A 14173-nucleotide genomic window follows, 5' to 3' on the forward strand; every position below is an offset into this window, starting at 1 on the left:
CTTCCCGGTTAGCGCATTCGGGGAGTTACCCTCGCGAGGTCCCGGCACAGCGGCGTGCCGGAGAGCGCGTGGAGCCTGCTGACCATGACTTCGACCGGAGATCCGTTGGGTACCGCAACGTCCCGTCCCGAGTCCACCCGCAACCCCGTCGACGACATTCCGGGTAGTCCGGAGTCGGTGCGCGACGAGCTGCTTGACCGAGCGGTGCAAGCCGCTCCCGATCTCGCCGAGCTGCTCCGCCTCTACTTCCGGCACGTGCCGGCCGAGGAGGTCGTCGAGGACGAGCCCGTCGACCTGGTCGGGGCGGTCCGCTCGCACTACCAGCTCGCCGAGAACCGGGTTCCCGGCCGCCCCGCGGTCCGCGCGCTGAACCCCGAACGCGCCCACGACGGCTGGGCCTGTCCCGCCACCGTGGTCCAGCTGGTCACCGACGACATGCCGTACCTGGTCGACTCCGTGGTCGCGGAGCTGACCCGCAGCGGTGTCCAGGTCCAGCGCGTGGTGCACCCGATCCTGGTGGTGCGCAGGGACGTCACGGGCACGCTGCTGGAGGTCCTCGACGACGCGGACCCCAGCGCCCCGCCCGCCGACGCGCTCGCCGAGTCGTGGATGCACCTCGAAGTCGACTACATCACCGACGCCGAGCGCGCTCGTGACCTGGAGCAGCGCCTGCTCTCGGTGCTCAACGACGTCCGCGAGGTCGTCGAGGACAGCGAGAAGATGGCGGGCACCGCCCTGGAGCTGGCCGGACAGCTGGAGACCGCGCCGCCGCCGCTGCCGGAGGAGGAGGTCGTCGACGGCGCCGGCCTGCTGCGCTGGCTGGCCGACGGCCACTTCACCTTCCTCGGCTACCGGCACTACGAGCTGGTCCAGGACGAGAGCACGGACAACGAGCCCGCGCTGCGCGCCGTGCTCGCCTCCGGACTCGGCGTGCTGCGCCAGGACAGCCTGGCCGCGCGCAGCTTCACCGCGGGCCCCGACGCGGCCGCGCAGGCGATGAAGAAGGAGCTGCTGGTCCTGACCCAGGCCAGCGCGCCGTCCACGGTGCACCGCTCGGTCTACCCGTACTACGTGGGCGTGAAGACCTTCGACGCCAACGGGAACGTCAGCGGCGAGCACCGCTTCCTCGGTGTCTTCACCACCACCGCGCTGCACGAGAACGTGCTCGACATCCCGGTGATGGAGCGCCGCGTCCGCCAGGTGATCCACCGCGCGGGCTTCCCGCTGGAGTCCTACTCGGGACAGCGGATGCTCGAGGTGATCCAGAACTACCCGCGCACCGAGCTGTTCTCCCAGGACGCCGACTTCCTGTTCCACACCACCACGAAGGTGCTGGCGCTGGCGGAGCGCCGCAAGCTGCGGCTGTTCCTGCGCCGCGACCCGTACCGCCGCTTCTTCTCCTGCCTGGTCTACCTGCCGCGCGACCGCTACACGACGACCTCGCGGCTGGCCATGCAGGAGGTGCTGCTGGCGGAGCTGAACGGCACCGGCCTGGAGTACAGCGCGCGCATCGGCGAGTCGGCGCTGGCCCGCGTGCACTTCATGGTGCACACCGACCCGCAGAGCGATATCGAGCCGGACACCGCGAGCATCCAGCAGCGCCTGTCCGAGGCGGCCCGCAGCTGGGACGACCTGATGGTGGACGCGGTGCTCGCCGAGCAGACCGCGGCGACCGCGGGCGCCGAGTCCGCGACCGAGCTCGGCCAGCGCTACGCCACGATGTTCCCGGAGTCCTACAAGGAGGACTTCCCGGCCACCGAGGGCCTCGCCGACCTGCGCAGGTTGCAGCGGCTGTCCGGCCCCGGCGACGCGGACATGTGCTTCTACGTGCCCGAGCAGGCCGAGCCGGGGGAGCGCCGCTTCAAGCTCTACCTGGCCGGTCGCCGGATCACGCTGTCGCAGGTGCTCCCGGTGTTGCAGGGCATGGGCGTCGAGGTCGTCGACGAGCACCCCTACGAGGTGGTGCGCGACGACGGCATCCAGTGCTGGATCTTCGACTTCGGGCTGCGCCTGGAGCAGTCGGTGCTGGAGCAGATCGGCACCGAGAACCTGGACCTGGTGCGCAAGCGCTTCCAGGACGCCTTCGCCGCCGCGTGGCGGGGTGAGGCCGAGGTCGACCGGTTCAACTCGCTGGTGCTGCGCGCCGGGCTGGACTGGCAGCAGGCCGCGCTGCTGCGCGCCTACGCCAAGTACCTGCGGCAGGCCCGCACCCCGTACAGCCAGGACTACATCGAGGACGCCGTCCTGGCGCACACCGACGTGATAGCGGCGCTGGTGCGGTTGTTCGAGGTCCGTTTCGACCCGAAGCTGGCCGACGAGGGCCGCCTGGCGCAGACCGAGACCCTGGTCGCCGAGATCACCAGGATGATCGACGAGGTCACCAGCCTGGACGCGGACCGCATCCTGCGTTCCTACCTCACTCTGATCAACGCCACGCTGCGGACGAACTACTTCGTGCGCGACGAGGAGAGCGGCGAGACCAAGCCGTACCTGTCTTTCAAGCTGGAGCCGAAGGCCATCCCGGACCTGCCGCAGCCGCGCCCGGCGTTCGAGATCTTCGTGTACTCGCCGCGGATCGAGGGCGTGCACCTGCGCTTCGGCCCGGTGGCGCGCGGCGGCCTGCGTTGGTCCGACCGGCGCGAGGACTTCCGCACCGAGATCCTGGGCCTGGTCAAGGCGCAGGCGGTGAAGAACGCGGTGATCGTGCCCGTCGGCTCCAAGGGCGGGTTCGTGGTGAAGCGCCCGCCGACGCCGACCGGGGACCCCGGCCTGGACCGCGAGGCGAACCTGACCGAGGGCATCGCCTGCTACCGGATGTTCATCTCGGGCCTGCTCGACCTCACCGACAACCTGCGGGCCACCGCGGACGGCAACGTCGTCGTCCCGGCGCGGCAGGTGGTGCGGCACGACGGCGACGACACCTACCTGGTCGTCGCGGCGGACAAGGGCACGGCGACCTTCTCCGACATCGCCAACGAGGTCGCGGCCAGCTACGGCTTCTGGCTGGGCGACGCCTTCGCCTCCGGTGGCTCCGTCGGCTACGACCACAAGGCCATGGGCATCACCGCCCGCGGCGCGTGGGAGGCGGTCAAGCGCGCCTTCCGCGAGCTGGGTACCGACACCCAGACCGAGGAGTTCACCGTCGTCGGCGTCGGCGACATGTCCGGGGACGTCTTCGGCAACGGCATGCTGCTCTCCGAGCACATCCGCCTGGTCGCGGCCTTCGACCACCGGCACGTCTTCATCGACCCGGAGCCGGACGCGGCGCGCGGCTTCGCCGAGCGCACCCGGCTCTTCGCGCTGCCCCGCTCCTCGTGGGACGACTACGACCGGAGCCTGATCAGCGAGGGCGGCGGGATCTGGCCGCGCACCGCGAAGTCCATCCCGCTCTCGCGGCAGGTGCGGGCGGCGCTGGGCATCGACGAGGGCGTGGAGAAGCTCTCCCCGGCCGAGCTGATCAAGGCGATCCTGCTCTCCCCGGTCGACCTGCTGTGGAACGGCGGCATCGGCACCTACGTCAAGGCCACCACCGAGAGCCACGCCGAGGTCGGCGACAAGGCCAACGACGCGGTCCGGGTGGACGGCGCCGACCTGCGGGTGAAGGTGGTCGGCGAGGGCGGCAACCTGGGCCTGACCCAGCGCGGCCGGATCGAGTTCGCCAAGGCGGGCGGCAAGGTCAACACCGACGCCCTGGACAACTCGGCGGGCGTGGACTGCTCCGACCACGAGGTCAACATCAAGATCCTGCTGGACCGGCTGGTCGCGGACGGCAGGCTGGACGGAACCCAGCGCGATGAGCTGCTGGTCGAGATGACCGACGAGGTCGCGCAGCTGGTGCTGACCGACAACTACCGGCAGAACGGGGTGCTCGGCGTCAGCCGGGCGCACGCCGCGCCGATGCTGTCGGTGCACTCGCGCCTGGTCAGCGAGCTGGAGAAGCGGCGCGGGCTGGACCGGGCGCTGGAGGCGCTGCCCACCCGCGGCCAGTTCAAGTCCATGGAGCAGGCGAACGAGGGCCTGACCTCGCCGGAGCTGGCGACGCTGCTGGCCCACGTCAAGCTCTCGCTCAAGGACGACGTGCTGGCCAGCGACCTGCCCGAGCTGGGCACGTTCGCGGCGCGGCTGCCGGAGTACTTCCCGACGCCGCTGCGCGAGCGCTTCGGCGAGGCCATCCCCTCGCACCCGCTGCGCCGGGAGATCATCTCTACGCTGCTGGTCAACGAGGTCGTCGACGGCGGTGGCATCTCCTACGCCTTCCGGCTGGCCGAGGAGATGACGGCGTCGCCGACGGACGCGGTGCGCGCCTTCGCGGTCGTGACCAAGGTCTACGACCTGCCGTCGCTGTGGCGGGAGATCGAGTCCCTCGACAACGTCATCCCGACCGACGTCGCCGACGACATGGTGCTGGAGTCGCGGCGGCTGCTGGACCGCGCGTCGCGGTGGCTGCTGTCCAACCGCCCGCAGCCGCTCGCGGTGGGCGCGGACATCACCCGCTTCCAGCCGGTGGTCTCCGACCTCGCGCCGCGGGCGATGGACATGCTGCGCGGCCGGGAGCTGGAGACGGTCCAGGCGCACGCCGACCGGCTGATGTCCTCGGGCGTCCCGGAGCAGCTGGCGTGCCGGGTGGCCTCGCTGCTCTACACGTACTGCCTGCTCGACGTCACCGAGGTGGCCGAGCTGGCCGAGCGCGAGGGCGGACTGGTGCACGGCGGCGAGCACAGCCCGCGCCAGACGGCGGAGCTGTACTACGCGCTGTCGGAGCACCTGGACGTGGACCGGATGCTGGTCTCGGTGAGCGCGCTGGAGCGGGGCAACCGCTGGCACGCGCTGGCCCGGCTGGCGTTGCGGGACGACCTGTACTCGACGATGCGGGCGATCACCCTGGACGTGCTGCGCACCAGCGATCCGGACGACTCCGCGGACGCGAAGATCGCGAAGTGGGAGGAGGCCAACTCCTCCCGCCTGGCCCGGATGCGGGCGGCGATGCAGGAGATCAAGGAAGCCGGCCGGCTCGACCTGCCTACGCTGTCGGTGGCGGCCCGGCAGGTCCGCAGCATCGTGAGATAAGGGGAAATCCCGGCAGTGAGCGAGCGTGCGAGCGAGCCATTGAACACAGTGCCCCGGTTCACGGGCCGCCGAGCTTGCGAGGTGGTTTCGTGAGCCCGTTCGTCACCCATGTCCACCCCCGGTGGGCGGACATCGACCTCAACCGCCACGTCAACCACGCGGTGATCGTGACGCTGATGGAGGAAGCGCGCGGGCACATGCTGTTCACCGACTCCTCGCCCTGGGCCGGGTTCACCGATCCGGCCCGGGGCCTGGTGGTCGCCAAGCTGACCGTGGACTTCCGCGCCCCGCTGGACTGGACCGGCAAGCCGGTGCGCGTCCGGGTGGACATCAGCGATCTGCGCCCGGCGACGTTCGTCATGCGCCACACCGTCCACTGTGGACCGTCCGAGGAGGACAGGATCGCGGCCGTCGGAGAGGTGCTGGTGGCCGGGTTCCACGTGGCCACCACCCGCCCGCGCAGGCTCCGCGACGACGAGCGGGAGTTCCTGGCGAAGTACGTGGTGGAGGACGTCAATGCCTGAGTTGCTCATCGCCGACCGGGACGAGCGCGACGACCTCGGCGCCTTCGTGGCGCGCGCGGTCCGGCTGGACACCGCTGTCCTGGTCCGCCTGCGGACGCGGCCGAGCGCCGACGGCGAACAGTTGCTGGAGGCGTGGGCGTCCACGCCGTTCGACACCCTCGTCACCCGCACCGTCCGCGGCCGGGTGGAGCCGGGCGACCTGACGGTCAACGGCAACGAGCTGCTGGCCTCGCTCGCCGTGGTCGGCGGCGAACGGATCGATCCCGGCCCGCCGCAGGACATCATGTGGCGCTCGGCGCTGCCGCCCGCCACCGGCTGGCTCGCGGTCGACGAGCTGCCCGCGGAGATGGTCTCCGACCTGGCGGATCAGGGCGTCGCGGTGGCCAAGGAGAACCCGGGCCCGCGCGGCACCCCGCCCGCGTCGCTGCTGGACCAGTCGGTGCTGACGGTCAGCGGATCGGGGCTGGACGTGAAGATCCCGCTGCGCTGCCTGTTCGCGCTCTCCGGCATGGGTTTCCTGACCAGCCGCCAGGAGGGCGACAAGGTCCGCGTCACCGCCACCGACTCGTGGCTGCGCCTCGACGCCCGCTTCGGCGCCGTGGTCCGCCGCCGCCACGCCCTCCTCCCCCTCCTCGTCTAGAGAAGCTCCGTTTCGTACTCATAGCGGGAAAAAGAGCGCTCCCAAATCCCGCTATGAGTACGAAACGGGCAAAGGCTCAGGCGAGCCAGGCGGCGGAGTTGGGGGGGAGTTCTCCGTCGGAGGTGAGGGGGGCGCTGGAGAGGACGACCTCGCCGGGCGGGAGTGGGACGGGGGAGTCGGAGGTGTTCAGGGCGCAGATGAGGCCGCCCGTCTTGCGCCGGAAGGCGAAGCAGCCCTCCGGTGCGCCATACCACTCGATCTCCTCGCCCGCGAAGCCCGGATGCGTCCGGCGCAGCTCGACGGCCTGGCGGTAGAGCGAGAGCATCGAGGCCGGGTCCTCCAGCTGGGCCTCCACCGTCAGCGGACCCCAGTCGCCGGGCATCGGCAGCCAGGTCGTCTCGGCGGTGGTGAAGCCGAACGTGGGGCCGGAGCCCTCCCACGGCATCGGGATGCGGCAGCCGTCGCGCCCGCGCCGGGTGTGCCCGGAGCGCTCCCACACGGGGTCCTGCAACGCCCAGTCCGGCAGGTCCACGTTGGGCAGACCCAGTTCCTCGCCGTTGTACAGGTAGACCACGCCGGGCAGCGCCAGTTCGACCAGCGCCATCGCGCGCGCCCGCGCCTGGCCCAGCTCGCCGCCGCCGTAGCGGGTGGTGTGCCGGTCCACGTCGTGGTTGGACAGCGTCCAGGTCGGCAACGCGCCGACGGCGCGCACCGCCGCGACGGAGTGCTCGATCGCCGACCGCACCTCGGCGGCCTCGAAGCCGGTCTCCACCAGGCGGAAGTTGAAGCCGAGGTGCAGTTCGTCGGGGCGGACGTAGGCGGCGAAGCGGTCGTCGCCCTTCACCCAGATCTCGCCGACAGCCATCCGGTCCTGGTACTCGTCGAGCACCTTGCGGATGCGGCGGTGGATCTCGTGCACCTCCTCGTTGTCGAAGCGCGGGTCGTTGGCGTTGTCGTGCAGCACCCCGCTGCCGTCGACGAAGCCCTCGGAGACGTCGGGCAGGTCGGCGGGCTTGGCCATGCCGTGCGCCACGTCGATCCGGAACCCGTCGACGCCGCGGTCCAGCCAGAACCGCAGCGTGTCGTCCAGGTCCTCGGCCACCTCGGGGTTGGCCCAGTTCAGGTCCGGCTGCTCCGGGGCGAACAGGTGCAGGTACCACTGGCCGTCGGCGACCCGGGTCCACGCGGGCCCGCCGAAGATGCTCGGCCAGTTGTTCGGCGGCTCGGAGCCGTCATCGCCCCGCCCCTCGCGGAAGATGTAGCGCTCCCGCTCCGGGCTGCCGGGACCGGCGCGCAACGCCTCCTGGAACCAGTCGCGCTGGTCGCTGCTGTGGTTGGGCACCAGGTCGATGGTGACCTTGATGCCCCGCGCGTGCGCGTCGGCGACCAGCCGGTCGAACGCGGCCAGGTCGCCGAAGAGCGGGTCGACGTCCCTCGGGTCGGCCACGTCGTAGCCGTGGTCGGCCATCGGGGAGCGGAAGAACGGGGTCAGCCACAGGGCGTCGACGCCGAGCAGTTCCAGGTAGCCGAGCCGGGCGCGGATGCCGTCCAGGTCGCCGACGCCGTCACCGTTGGAGTCGGCGAAGGAGCGGACATAGACCTGGTAGAAGACCGAGTCGTTCCACCAAGGCGTCGAGGGGGCCGTGGACAGGGCTGCGGACTCAGGGCCGGGGGAAGGTCGCACGAGGGTCCATCCTGCCATCCGGCACCGACAACCACCCCCGGTTCAGGGGCGGGCGAAGGCCGAACAGGGGTCAGATGGCGGAGTTCATCAGGCTGTTCGCCGCCATCTCCAGGTACTCCCAGAGCTGTTTGCGGTGCGCGTCGTCCAGCCCGGCCTCGTCCACCGCGATCCGCATGCAGCGCAGCCACGCGTCCCGTTCGAGCGGGCCGACCTTGAACGGCATGTGCCGCATCCGCAGCCGCGGGTGCCCGCGCTGGTCGGAGTAGTCGTGCGGGCCACCCCAGTACTGCATCAGGAACATCCGGAAGCGGTCCTCGGCCGGACCGAGGTCCTCCTCCGGGTACATCGGGCGCAGCAGCGGGTCGGTGGCCACCTCGGCGTAGAAGCGGGCGACGATCCGCCGGAAGGTGTCTTCGCCGCCAACGGCCTCGTAGAAAGTCTCGGGAGTGCCCACGACTCCATCCTGACACGCCGCGGCCGGGCGCTTCGACGAGCGCCCGGCCAGGGCTGGATCAGGAGTCGGCGGTCGTGACGGGAGGGGCCTCGATGCCCGCCTCGTCCACCGCCGCCTTGACCTTGGCCCGCAGCGCGCGCTGCACGGCCCACTGCCTGCTCGGCCGCACCTTCACGGTGACCCGGACGGTGACCGTCTCCGAGGTCACCTGCTCCACGCCGAGGACCTCGGGGGCCTCCATCACGTCGTCGGCCAGCGGGGCGACCTTCGTGGCCTCCGCCGTGGTGATCCCGATCAGCTCGATGGCCTTGTTGATGTCCACCGTGTAGGCCAGCGGCACGTCGACGACGGCCACCGCGAAGCCCTGGGTGGAGTTGCCCACCCGCTGCACGATCCCGTTGCGGACGTACCAGACCGTGCCGTTGCCGTCCCGCAGCGTGGTGATGCGCAGGCCGACCGCCTCCACGGTGCCGCTGGCATCGCCGAGGTCGACGACGTCACCGACCCCGTACTGGTCCTCCATCAGCATGAACATGCCGGACAGGAAGTCCTTGACCAGGTTCTGCGCGCCGAAGCCGATCGCGACCCCGAGCACGCTCGCCGAGGCGAGGATCGGGGTGAGGTCGAGCCCGAGGACGCGCAGCACCATCAGGAACGCCACACTGAAGATCAGGATGGAGAACGCCGAGCGCAGCACCGAGCCCATGGTCTGGGCGCGCTGCTTGCGGCGCTCGGACAGCAGCGGCCCGAGCGACTCCGGTGCCCGCTCCTTCAACGGCCGCAGCAGCTTCGGCACGTGGCCCTCGCCGCCGCTGGTGAGCTTGCGGATCGTCCGGTGCGCCAGGAACCGCGCCACGAACGCCAGCACGATGATCAGCACGACCTGGCCGCCGCCCATGAGCAGCTCCGGCCACTTCACCTCGCCCAGCTGCTTCACCAGGGCCTCCGGGTCCAGCACCGGCGTGTCCAGCGCGTTCACGCTTATCGGGAGCGACTCCACTTACCGACTCTCCAGGTCCAGTCCGATGGCCGAGGCCAGGAACGCCAACTCGTCCGTGAGGAGGTCGACCATCCTGGACACCGACCGCGCGGAGTGGCCGACCTCGGTTTCGCGGCGGAACACTATCGGGTGATCACCATCGGACCCCGAGGTGGCGTGCTGGAGCGCGGCGCACATTTTCCTTGCGTGGCAAGGGTCGACGCGGCTGTCCGACTCGAAGACGGTGAACAGCGTCGCCGGGTACGCCACGCCCTCGCGCACGTGGTGGTACGGCGAGTAGGACAGCAGCCAGGCCAGCTCCTCCGGGGAGTCCGCGGTGCCGTACTCGTCGTTCCAGGTGCGCCCGATGAGGAACTTCTCGTAGCGGACCATGTCCAGCAGCGGGGCCGAGCAGACGACCGCGCGGTAGAGCTCCGGCCGCTGGGTGAGGGCCGCGCCGACGAGCAGCCCGCCGTTGGAGCCGCCCATGATCGACAGCTGCTCGGAGGTGGTCCAGCCGGTGGCGATCAGGTGCTCGGCGGCGGCGTGCAGGTCGTCGAAGGTGTTCTGCTTGTTCGCCCGCATGCCCGCCTGGTGCCACTCCTCGCCCTCCTCTCCGCCGCCGCGCAGCGAGGCGATCGCGAAGACACCGCCCGCCTCGGCCCAGGCCAGCGCGGCCGCGCGGTAACCGGGGCTGGAGCTGTTGGAGAACCCGCCGTAGCCGTTGAGCAGCGTGGGCAGCGGCCGCTCCGGGCGTTCGACCGGGGAGATGACGAACATGCGAACGGCGGTGCCGTCCTTGGAGGTGTAGGTGACCTGGCTGGCGTGCACCTCGGGGGTGGCGGCGGCGCCGGGTGCCGCGGACTCCAGCTCGAACGCGCCGGTGGCCAACGAGAATCGGTAGACGCACGGCGGCGTGACGAAGTCCGCCCAGCCCAGCCACACGTCGTCGGAGCGCCCGTCGGTCAGCTTGTCCACAGTGGACAGAGCGTGCACCGAGCCCATTCCCGGCAGCCGGACCTGGTCGACCAGCGCGCCGGTGACGTCGTCGTGCAGGTACAGCTCGGAGACGGCGTGCCTGGTCCGCAGCACCAGCAGGCGCGCGGGCCGGTCCGCCGTCGCGGGCACCCGGTGCACGGCCTCCAGCACCGAGCCCGCGTCCTCGGCGATCAGCTCGGTCCAGTTCTCCCGCTCGGGGCGCTCCGGATCGGCGACGCACAGCCGCCAGCGCGGCGCGCCCAGCGTGGTCATCAGGTAGAGGCGGCCGTCGTCCTCGAACCAGGCCGAGCAGTAGCCGCCCTCGTCCTCGCCGTCCACGATCCGCCGCAGCTCGCCGTCGCCGTGCAGGTCGGCCAGCCACACCGTCTGCCTCGGTGCCGTGCCCGGGGTGGCGTCGACGATCAGCCAACGGCCGTCCTCGGACACCCGGGTGCCGTAGTAGAGGGTCATGTCCAGGCCGTCGCCGTGCAGCATCGTGTCGGTCGAGGTGTCCGCGCCGACGCGGTGCCGCCACACCCGGCGGTGGAACACCTCCTCGCCCTCCGGTACCGCCTCGGGCGGCAGGCGGCGCACGTAGATCATCTCCTCGCCGCCGGGCAGCCAGGTCATCGAGCTGAACCGCATCCGGTCGATCGGGCCGTCCAGCAGCTCGCCGGAGTCCACGTCGATGATGCTCAGCCGCGACTCCTCGTCGCCGCTGGAGGAGACCTTGTACGCCAGCCGCGTGCCCTCCATGCTCGGCGACCAGCCGTCCAGCGTGGTCAGCCCCGTCGGGTCCATCGCGGTGACGTCGAGGAGCACTCGCTCGCTGCCGTCGGCCTCGCGCAGGTAGAGCACCGGGTGCTCCTGGTCGGGCTGCCGCCGGGTGAAGAAGGCCCGGCCCGCGCGCCAGCGCGGCGCGCCCACCGAACCGGTGCGCATCAGCCGGTCGAGTCTGCTCGCGATCCGGTCCCGGCCCGGCAGCGCGGCGAGCTGCGCCTTGGCCAGCTCGTCCTGCGCGGCGGCCCAGGCGGTCGTGCGCTCGTCGGTGACGTCCTCAAGCCAGCGGTAGGGGTCGGCGACGAGGTGGCCGTGCAGGTCCTCGACGAGATCGAGGCGCTCGGCCGCGGGGTAGGAGTTCTGCGGTGCGGAGGGTCGCGAGTGGGTCACGGTCCCGACGATAGAGGCTCACACCGTGCGCACATCGCCCCTGGCCTGCTCAGCGACCGTGTCTGACGCCCAATAACCGATTCTTCATCGACACGTCATGAATCACACGTGCGTTCGAGGCGGGTTGTGTGGTCGACTAAGAACTGAACCGGTGGAGGTGGTCGCGTGCCAGACCGACAACCGACTACCAAGGGCGCCCCCCTGCGGGTGGCGCCCAGGGTAAAGCCGTGTCCGACAGGGGTGGCGACAAGATCATCCCATGCCGAATCCGGTGATCCGCGAGGGGTCGACAAGGCCACTGCGGACGGTAAGCCGATCTGGAGCAGACGCAGGGTCCTCCTGCTCAACGCCACCTACGAGCCGCTCACCGCGCTCCCGCTGCGCCGGGCGATCGTGCTGCTCATCTGCGGCAAGGCCGAGATCGTGCACGGCGACCCCGCCGGCCTGGAGCTGCACTCCGCGAGCGAGGTCATACTCGTCCCATCGGTGATCAGGCTGAGTACCTTCGTGCGCGTCCCCTACCGGGGGCGCGTTCCCATGACGCGGGCGGCACTGATGTACCGCGACCGCTACCGCTGCGCCTACTGCGGCGGCCGGGCCGAGACGATCGACCACGTCGTTCCGCGCAGCAGGGGTGGGCCGCACACCTGGGAGAACTGCGTGGCCTGCTGCGCCAAGTGCAACCACCGCAAGGCGGACAAGCAGCTCTCCGAGCTGGGCTGGCGGCTGCGGGTGGTCCCGCGCGCTCCGCGCGGGCGGTACTGGCGGCTGCTCGCGAGCATCTCCGAGACGGATCCGCTCTGGCTGCCCTACCTGGACGAAGCCGCCTGAGGGGTCGCCTCAGGCCGCCAGCGCGGAGATCCGCACGCCGCCGCGGCTGATCCGGACGCCTTCCCGGCTGCTGATCCGCACGCCCTCCCGGCTGATCCGAACGCCTTCGCGGGAGCTGATCCGCACACCCGAGCACGCGCTGATGCGCACGCCGCCCCGGTTGCTGATCCGCACGCCTTCGCGTGCGCTGATGCGCACGCCCTGGTACGAAGTGCACGCGGAGCTAAAAAGGCCCTTACCCGGACGGGTGACGTTGTTGCTCTGAGCGGGGATGGTCGAAGTGGACATGATTGCCCTCCAGCGATCATTGTTCGGATAAGGGGAGATCAGAAACGTACGCAAGACCCGGATAGGTGAAAAAGTAGAGCCACGGCGCTCGGAGAACAAGCCGCCAAGCTGACCGCCATTCGCCGCCGTCCGGACCGGGGCCATTCGGCCGCACGGCGTGGTCTCGTCGAGTGATCTTCGGCAACCGCTCCCAGGACGCGGTCACAAGCGGGTTGACGGTCTCGGACAATGCGGTATCACCGCAGGTCCGCCGGTGTTCGCGGGGGTTGCTCCGGCCGCGGCGCCCAGGGAGGACACGATCACGGTGAGTCGCTCCGACGAGCAGGTGGCCGAGGGCTCCGGCGTGCGCGGACCCGCGTTCCGGCGACTTTTTTTCGCCTGGTCGGTTTCCCTCGTCGGTGACGGTGTCCGGGCCGCGGCGCTGCCGCTCTACGTCGCGGTCAGCACGGGGGACCCGCTGGCCGCCTCCGCGGTCGTCGCGGCCGAACTGCTGCCGTGGCTGTTGGTCGCGCTCCCGGCCGGTGCGCTGGTGGACCGCTGGCGGCCGAGGGTTGTCGTCCTGACGGCTCACATCGTCCGTGCCGTCTTGACCGCCGTGCTGGCCGTCGTGGTGTTCACCGGCCAGGACACCGTGCTGATCCTCGCCGTTCTCGCTTTTCTGCTGACCACCGCGGAGACCTTCGCCGACTCGGCGTCGCAGCTGCTCCTCGTGGAGATCGCCGGGCCCGCCGACCTGGACCGCGCCAACAGCCGCTTCGTCACGGCCGAGACGATCGGCGTGGACCTCGCCGGACCGCTCGCGGCGAGCCTGCTCTTCGCGTGGGAGCCCGCCGCGTGCTTCGCGCTCGACGCGCTGTCGTTCGCCATCGCCGCCTGGTACGTCGCGCACGTGCCGGACGTGGTTCCGCACCGCGAGAAGCGGGACGGCGAATCGTTGCGGCTCCAGGTCGTCGAGGGCGTGCGCTACCTGCTGACCGAACGCTCGTTGCGGGTGCTCGTGCTGGCCGTCGTCATGAGCGCGCTGGCCGCGGCGGCGGTGAACGTGGTGAGCGCGTTGTTCGCCATCCAGGTCCTGGGCTTCGCACCCGCGCTGGTGCCCACTCTGATGATCACGATGGCGCTGGGCATCCTGGTCGCGGCGCGGCTGACCCCGGCCCTGGGCGCGCGCGTCGGCGAGGGGCCGCTGATGATCGCTTCCCTGCTGCTCGTCGCCGCGGGCTTCGCCTTGCTGGCCACGGCGGCCGTGCCGGAGCTGGCCTGGGTCGCGTACTTCGTCACGGGCCTGGGCAGCGGGTGCTGGAACGTCCTTTCGGCGACCCGGCGGCAGCGGCTGACCCCCGGGCACCTGATGGGCCGGGTCTCCAGCGGCTACCGCGTGCTGGCGTGGGGGCTGATGCCGGTCGGCGCCGCGCTGGCGGGCCCGATCGCGGGCGTGACCTCGCTCGGGACGGTGCTGCTGGGCGCCGCGGTGATCGTCGCCACGACCGCGGTGGTGCTCGGCGGGCCGCTGGTGCGGACCGGTGGACCTGGCCACGCCTCGCGGGGATCGGGCATCTAG

The 14173-nt window shown here is 71.0% G+C and carries 10 protein-coding genes; 5 read left to right on the forward strand and 5 right to left on the reverse strand.

The features are described from left to right. Positions 1-84: 84 nt before the first annotated feature. From NLX83_RS16620 to NLX83_RS16630, 3 genes are all read left to right on the forward strand, one after another. Positions 85-5067 carry an NAD-glutamate dehydrogenase gene (locus tag NLX83_RS16620; RefSeq protein WP_254235748.1) on the forward strand — a complete coding sequence of 1661 codons (4983 nt, stop codon included), beginning with the start codon at positions 85-87 and terminating at the stop codon, positions 5065-5067. An 89-nt stretch (positions 5068-5156) separates the two neighbouring features. Further along, a complete protein-coding gene (locus tag NLX83_RS16625) occupies positions 5157-5591 on the forward strand; it encodes an acyl-CoA thioesterase (protein WP_254235749.1) in 435 nt (144 codons plus the stop codon). Then, positions 5584-6231 (forward strand): hypothetical protein, encoded by a 648-nt coding sequence (locus NLX83_RS16630; protein WP_254235750.1) that lies wholly within the window; start codon positions 5584-5586, stop codon positions 6229-6231. The genes NLX83_RS16625 and NLX83_RS16630 overlap by 8 nt, the downstream gene beginning before the upstream one ends. A 76-nt stretch (positions 6232-6307) precedes the next feature. On the opposite strand, the gene NLX83_RS16635 is transcribed toward NLX83_RS16630, so the two are convergent. From NLX83_RS16635 to NLX83_RS16650, 4 genes are all read right to left on the reverse strand, one after another. Next, the gene (locus tag NLX83_RS16635; RefSeq protein ID WP_254235751.1) at positions 6308-7915 is read right to left on the reverse strand and encodes a glycoside hydrolase family 13 protein; all 1608 of its coding nucleotides are present in this window, start codon (positions 7913-7915) and stop codon (positions 6308-6310) included. 70 nt (positions 7916-7985) lie between these two features. Beyond that, positions 7986-8369 (reverse strand): globin, encoded by a 384-nt coding sequence (locus NLX83_RS16640; protein ID WP_254235752.1) that lies wholly within the window; start codon positions 8367-8369, stop codon positions 7986-7988. Between the two features lie 58 nt (positions 8370-8427). Next, entirely contained in the window at positions 8428-9267 is an 840-nt protein-coding gene (locus tag NLX83_RS16645; RefSeq protein ID WP_254236242.1) for a mechanosensitive ion channel family protein, read from the reverse strand. A 102-nt stretch (positions 9268-9369) separates the two neighbouring features. Further along, positions 9370-11496: a prolyl oligopeptidase family serine peptidase gene (locus NLX83_RS16650; RefSeq protein WP_254235753.1), complete on the reverse strand. Its 2127-nt coding sequence runs from the start codon at positions 11494-11496 to the stop codon at positions 9370-9372. A 165-nt stretch (positions 11497-11661) separates the two neighbouring features. Between NLX83_RS16650 and NLX83_RS16655 the strand changes: the two genes are divergently transcribed. After that, positions 11662-12327 carry an HNH endonuclease gene (locus NLX83_RS16655; protein ID WP_374118743.1) on the forward strand — a complete coding sequence of 222 codons (666 nt, stop codon included), beginning with the start codon at positions 11662-11664 and terminating at the stop codon, positions 12325-12327. Between the two features lie 9 nt (positions 12328-12336). Here the strand turns inward: NLX83_RS16655 and NLX83_RS16660 are convergent, their stop codons facing one another. After that, the gene (locus NLX83_RS16660; protein WP_254235755.1) at positions 12337-12615 is read right to left on the reverse strand and encodes a hypothetical protein; all 279 of its coding nucleotides are present in this window, start codon (positions 12613-12615) and stop codon (positions 12337-12339) included. 253 nt (positions 12616-12868) lie between these two features. Here NLX83_RS16660 and NLX83_RS16665 point away from each other — a divergent pair, with 253 nt between their 5' ends. Next, the gene (locus NLX83_RS16665) at positions 12869-14173 is read left to right on the forward strand and encodes an MFS transporter (RefSeq protein ID WP_254235756.1); all 1305 of its coding nucleotides are present in this window, start codon (positions 12869-12871) and stop codon (positions 14171-14173) included.

This window comes from Allokutzneria sp. A3M-2-11 16 (genome assembly GCF_024213555.1).
Classification (GTDB): domain Bacteria; phylum Actinomycetota; class Actinomycetes; order Mycobacteriales; family Pseudonocardiaceae; genus Allokutzneria.

What these genes read in the sequence shown, in the direction of transcription:
- NLX83_RS16620 (WP_254235748.1), top strand. Translation starts at nt 85, where the DNA reads ATGACTTCGACCGGAGATCCGTTGGGTACCGCAACGTCCCGTCCCGAG.
- NLX83_RS16630 (WP_254235750.1), top strand. Translation starts at nt 5,584, where the DNA reads ATGCCTGAGTTGCTCATCGCCGACCGGGACGAGCGCGACGACCTCGGC.
- NLX83_RS16645 (WP_254236242.1), bottom strand. Translation starts at nt 9,267, where the DNA reads ATGGGCGGCGGCCAGGTCGTGCTGATCATCGTGCTGGCGTTCGTGGCG.
- NLX83_RS16660 (WP_254235755.1), bottom strand. Translation starts at nt 12,615, where the DNA reads ATGTCCACTTCGACCATCCCCGCTCAGAGCAACAACGTCACCCGTCCG.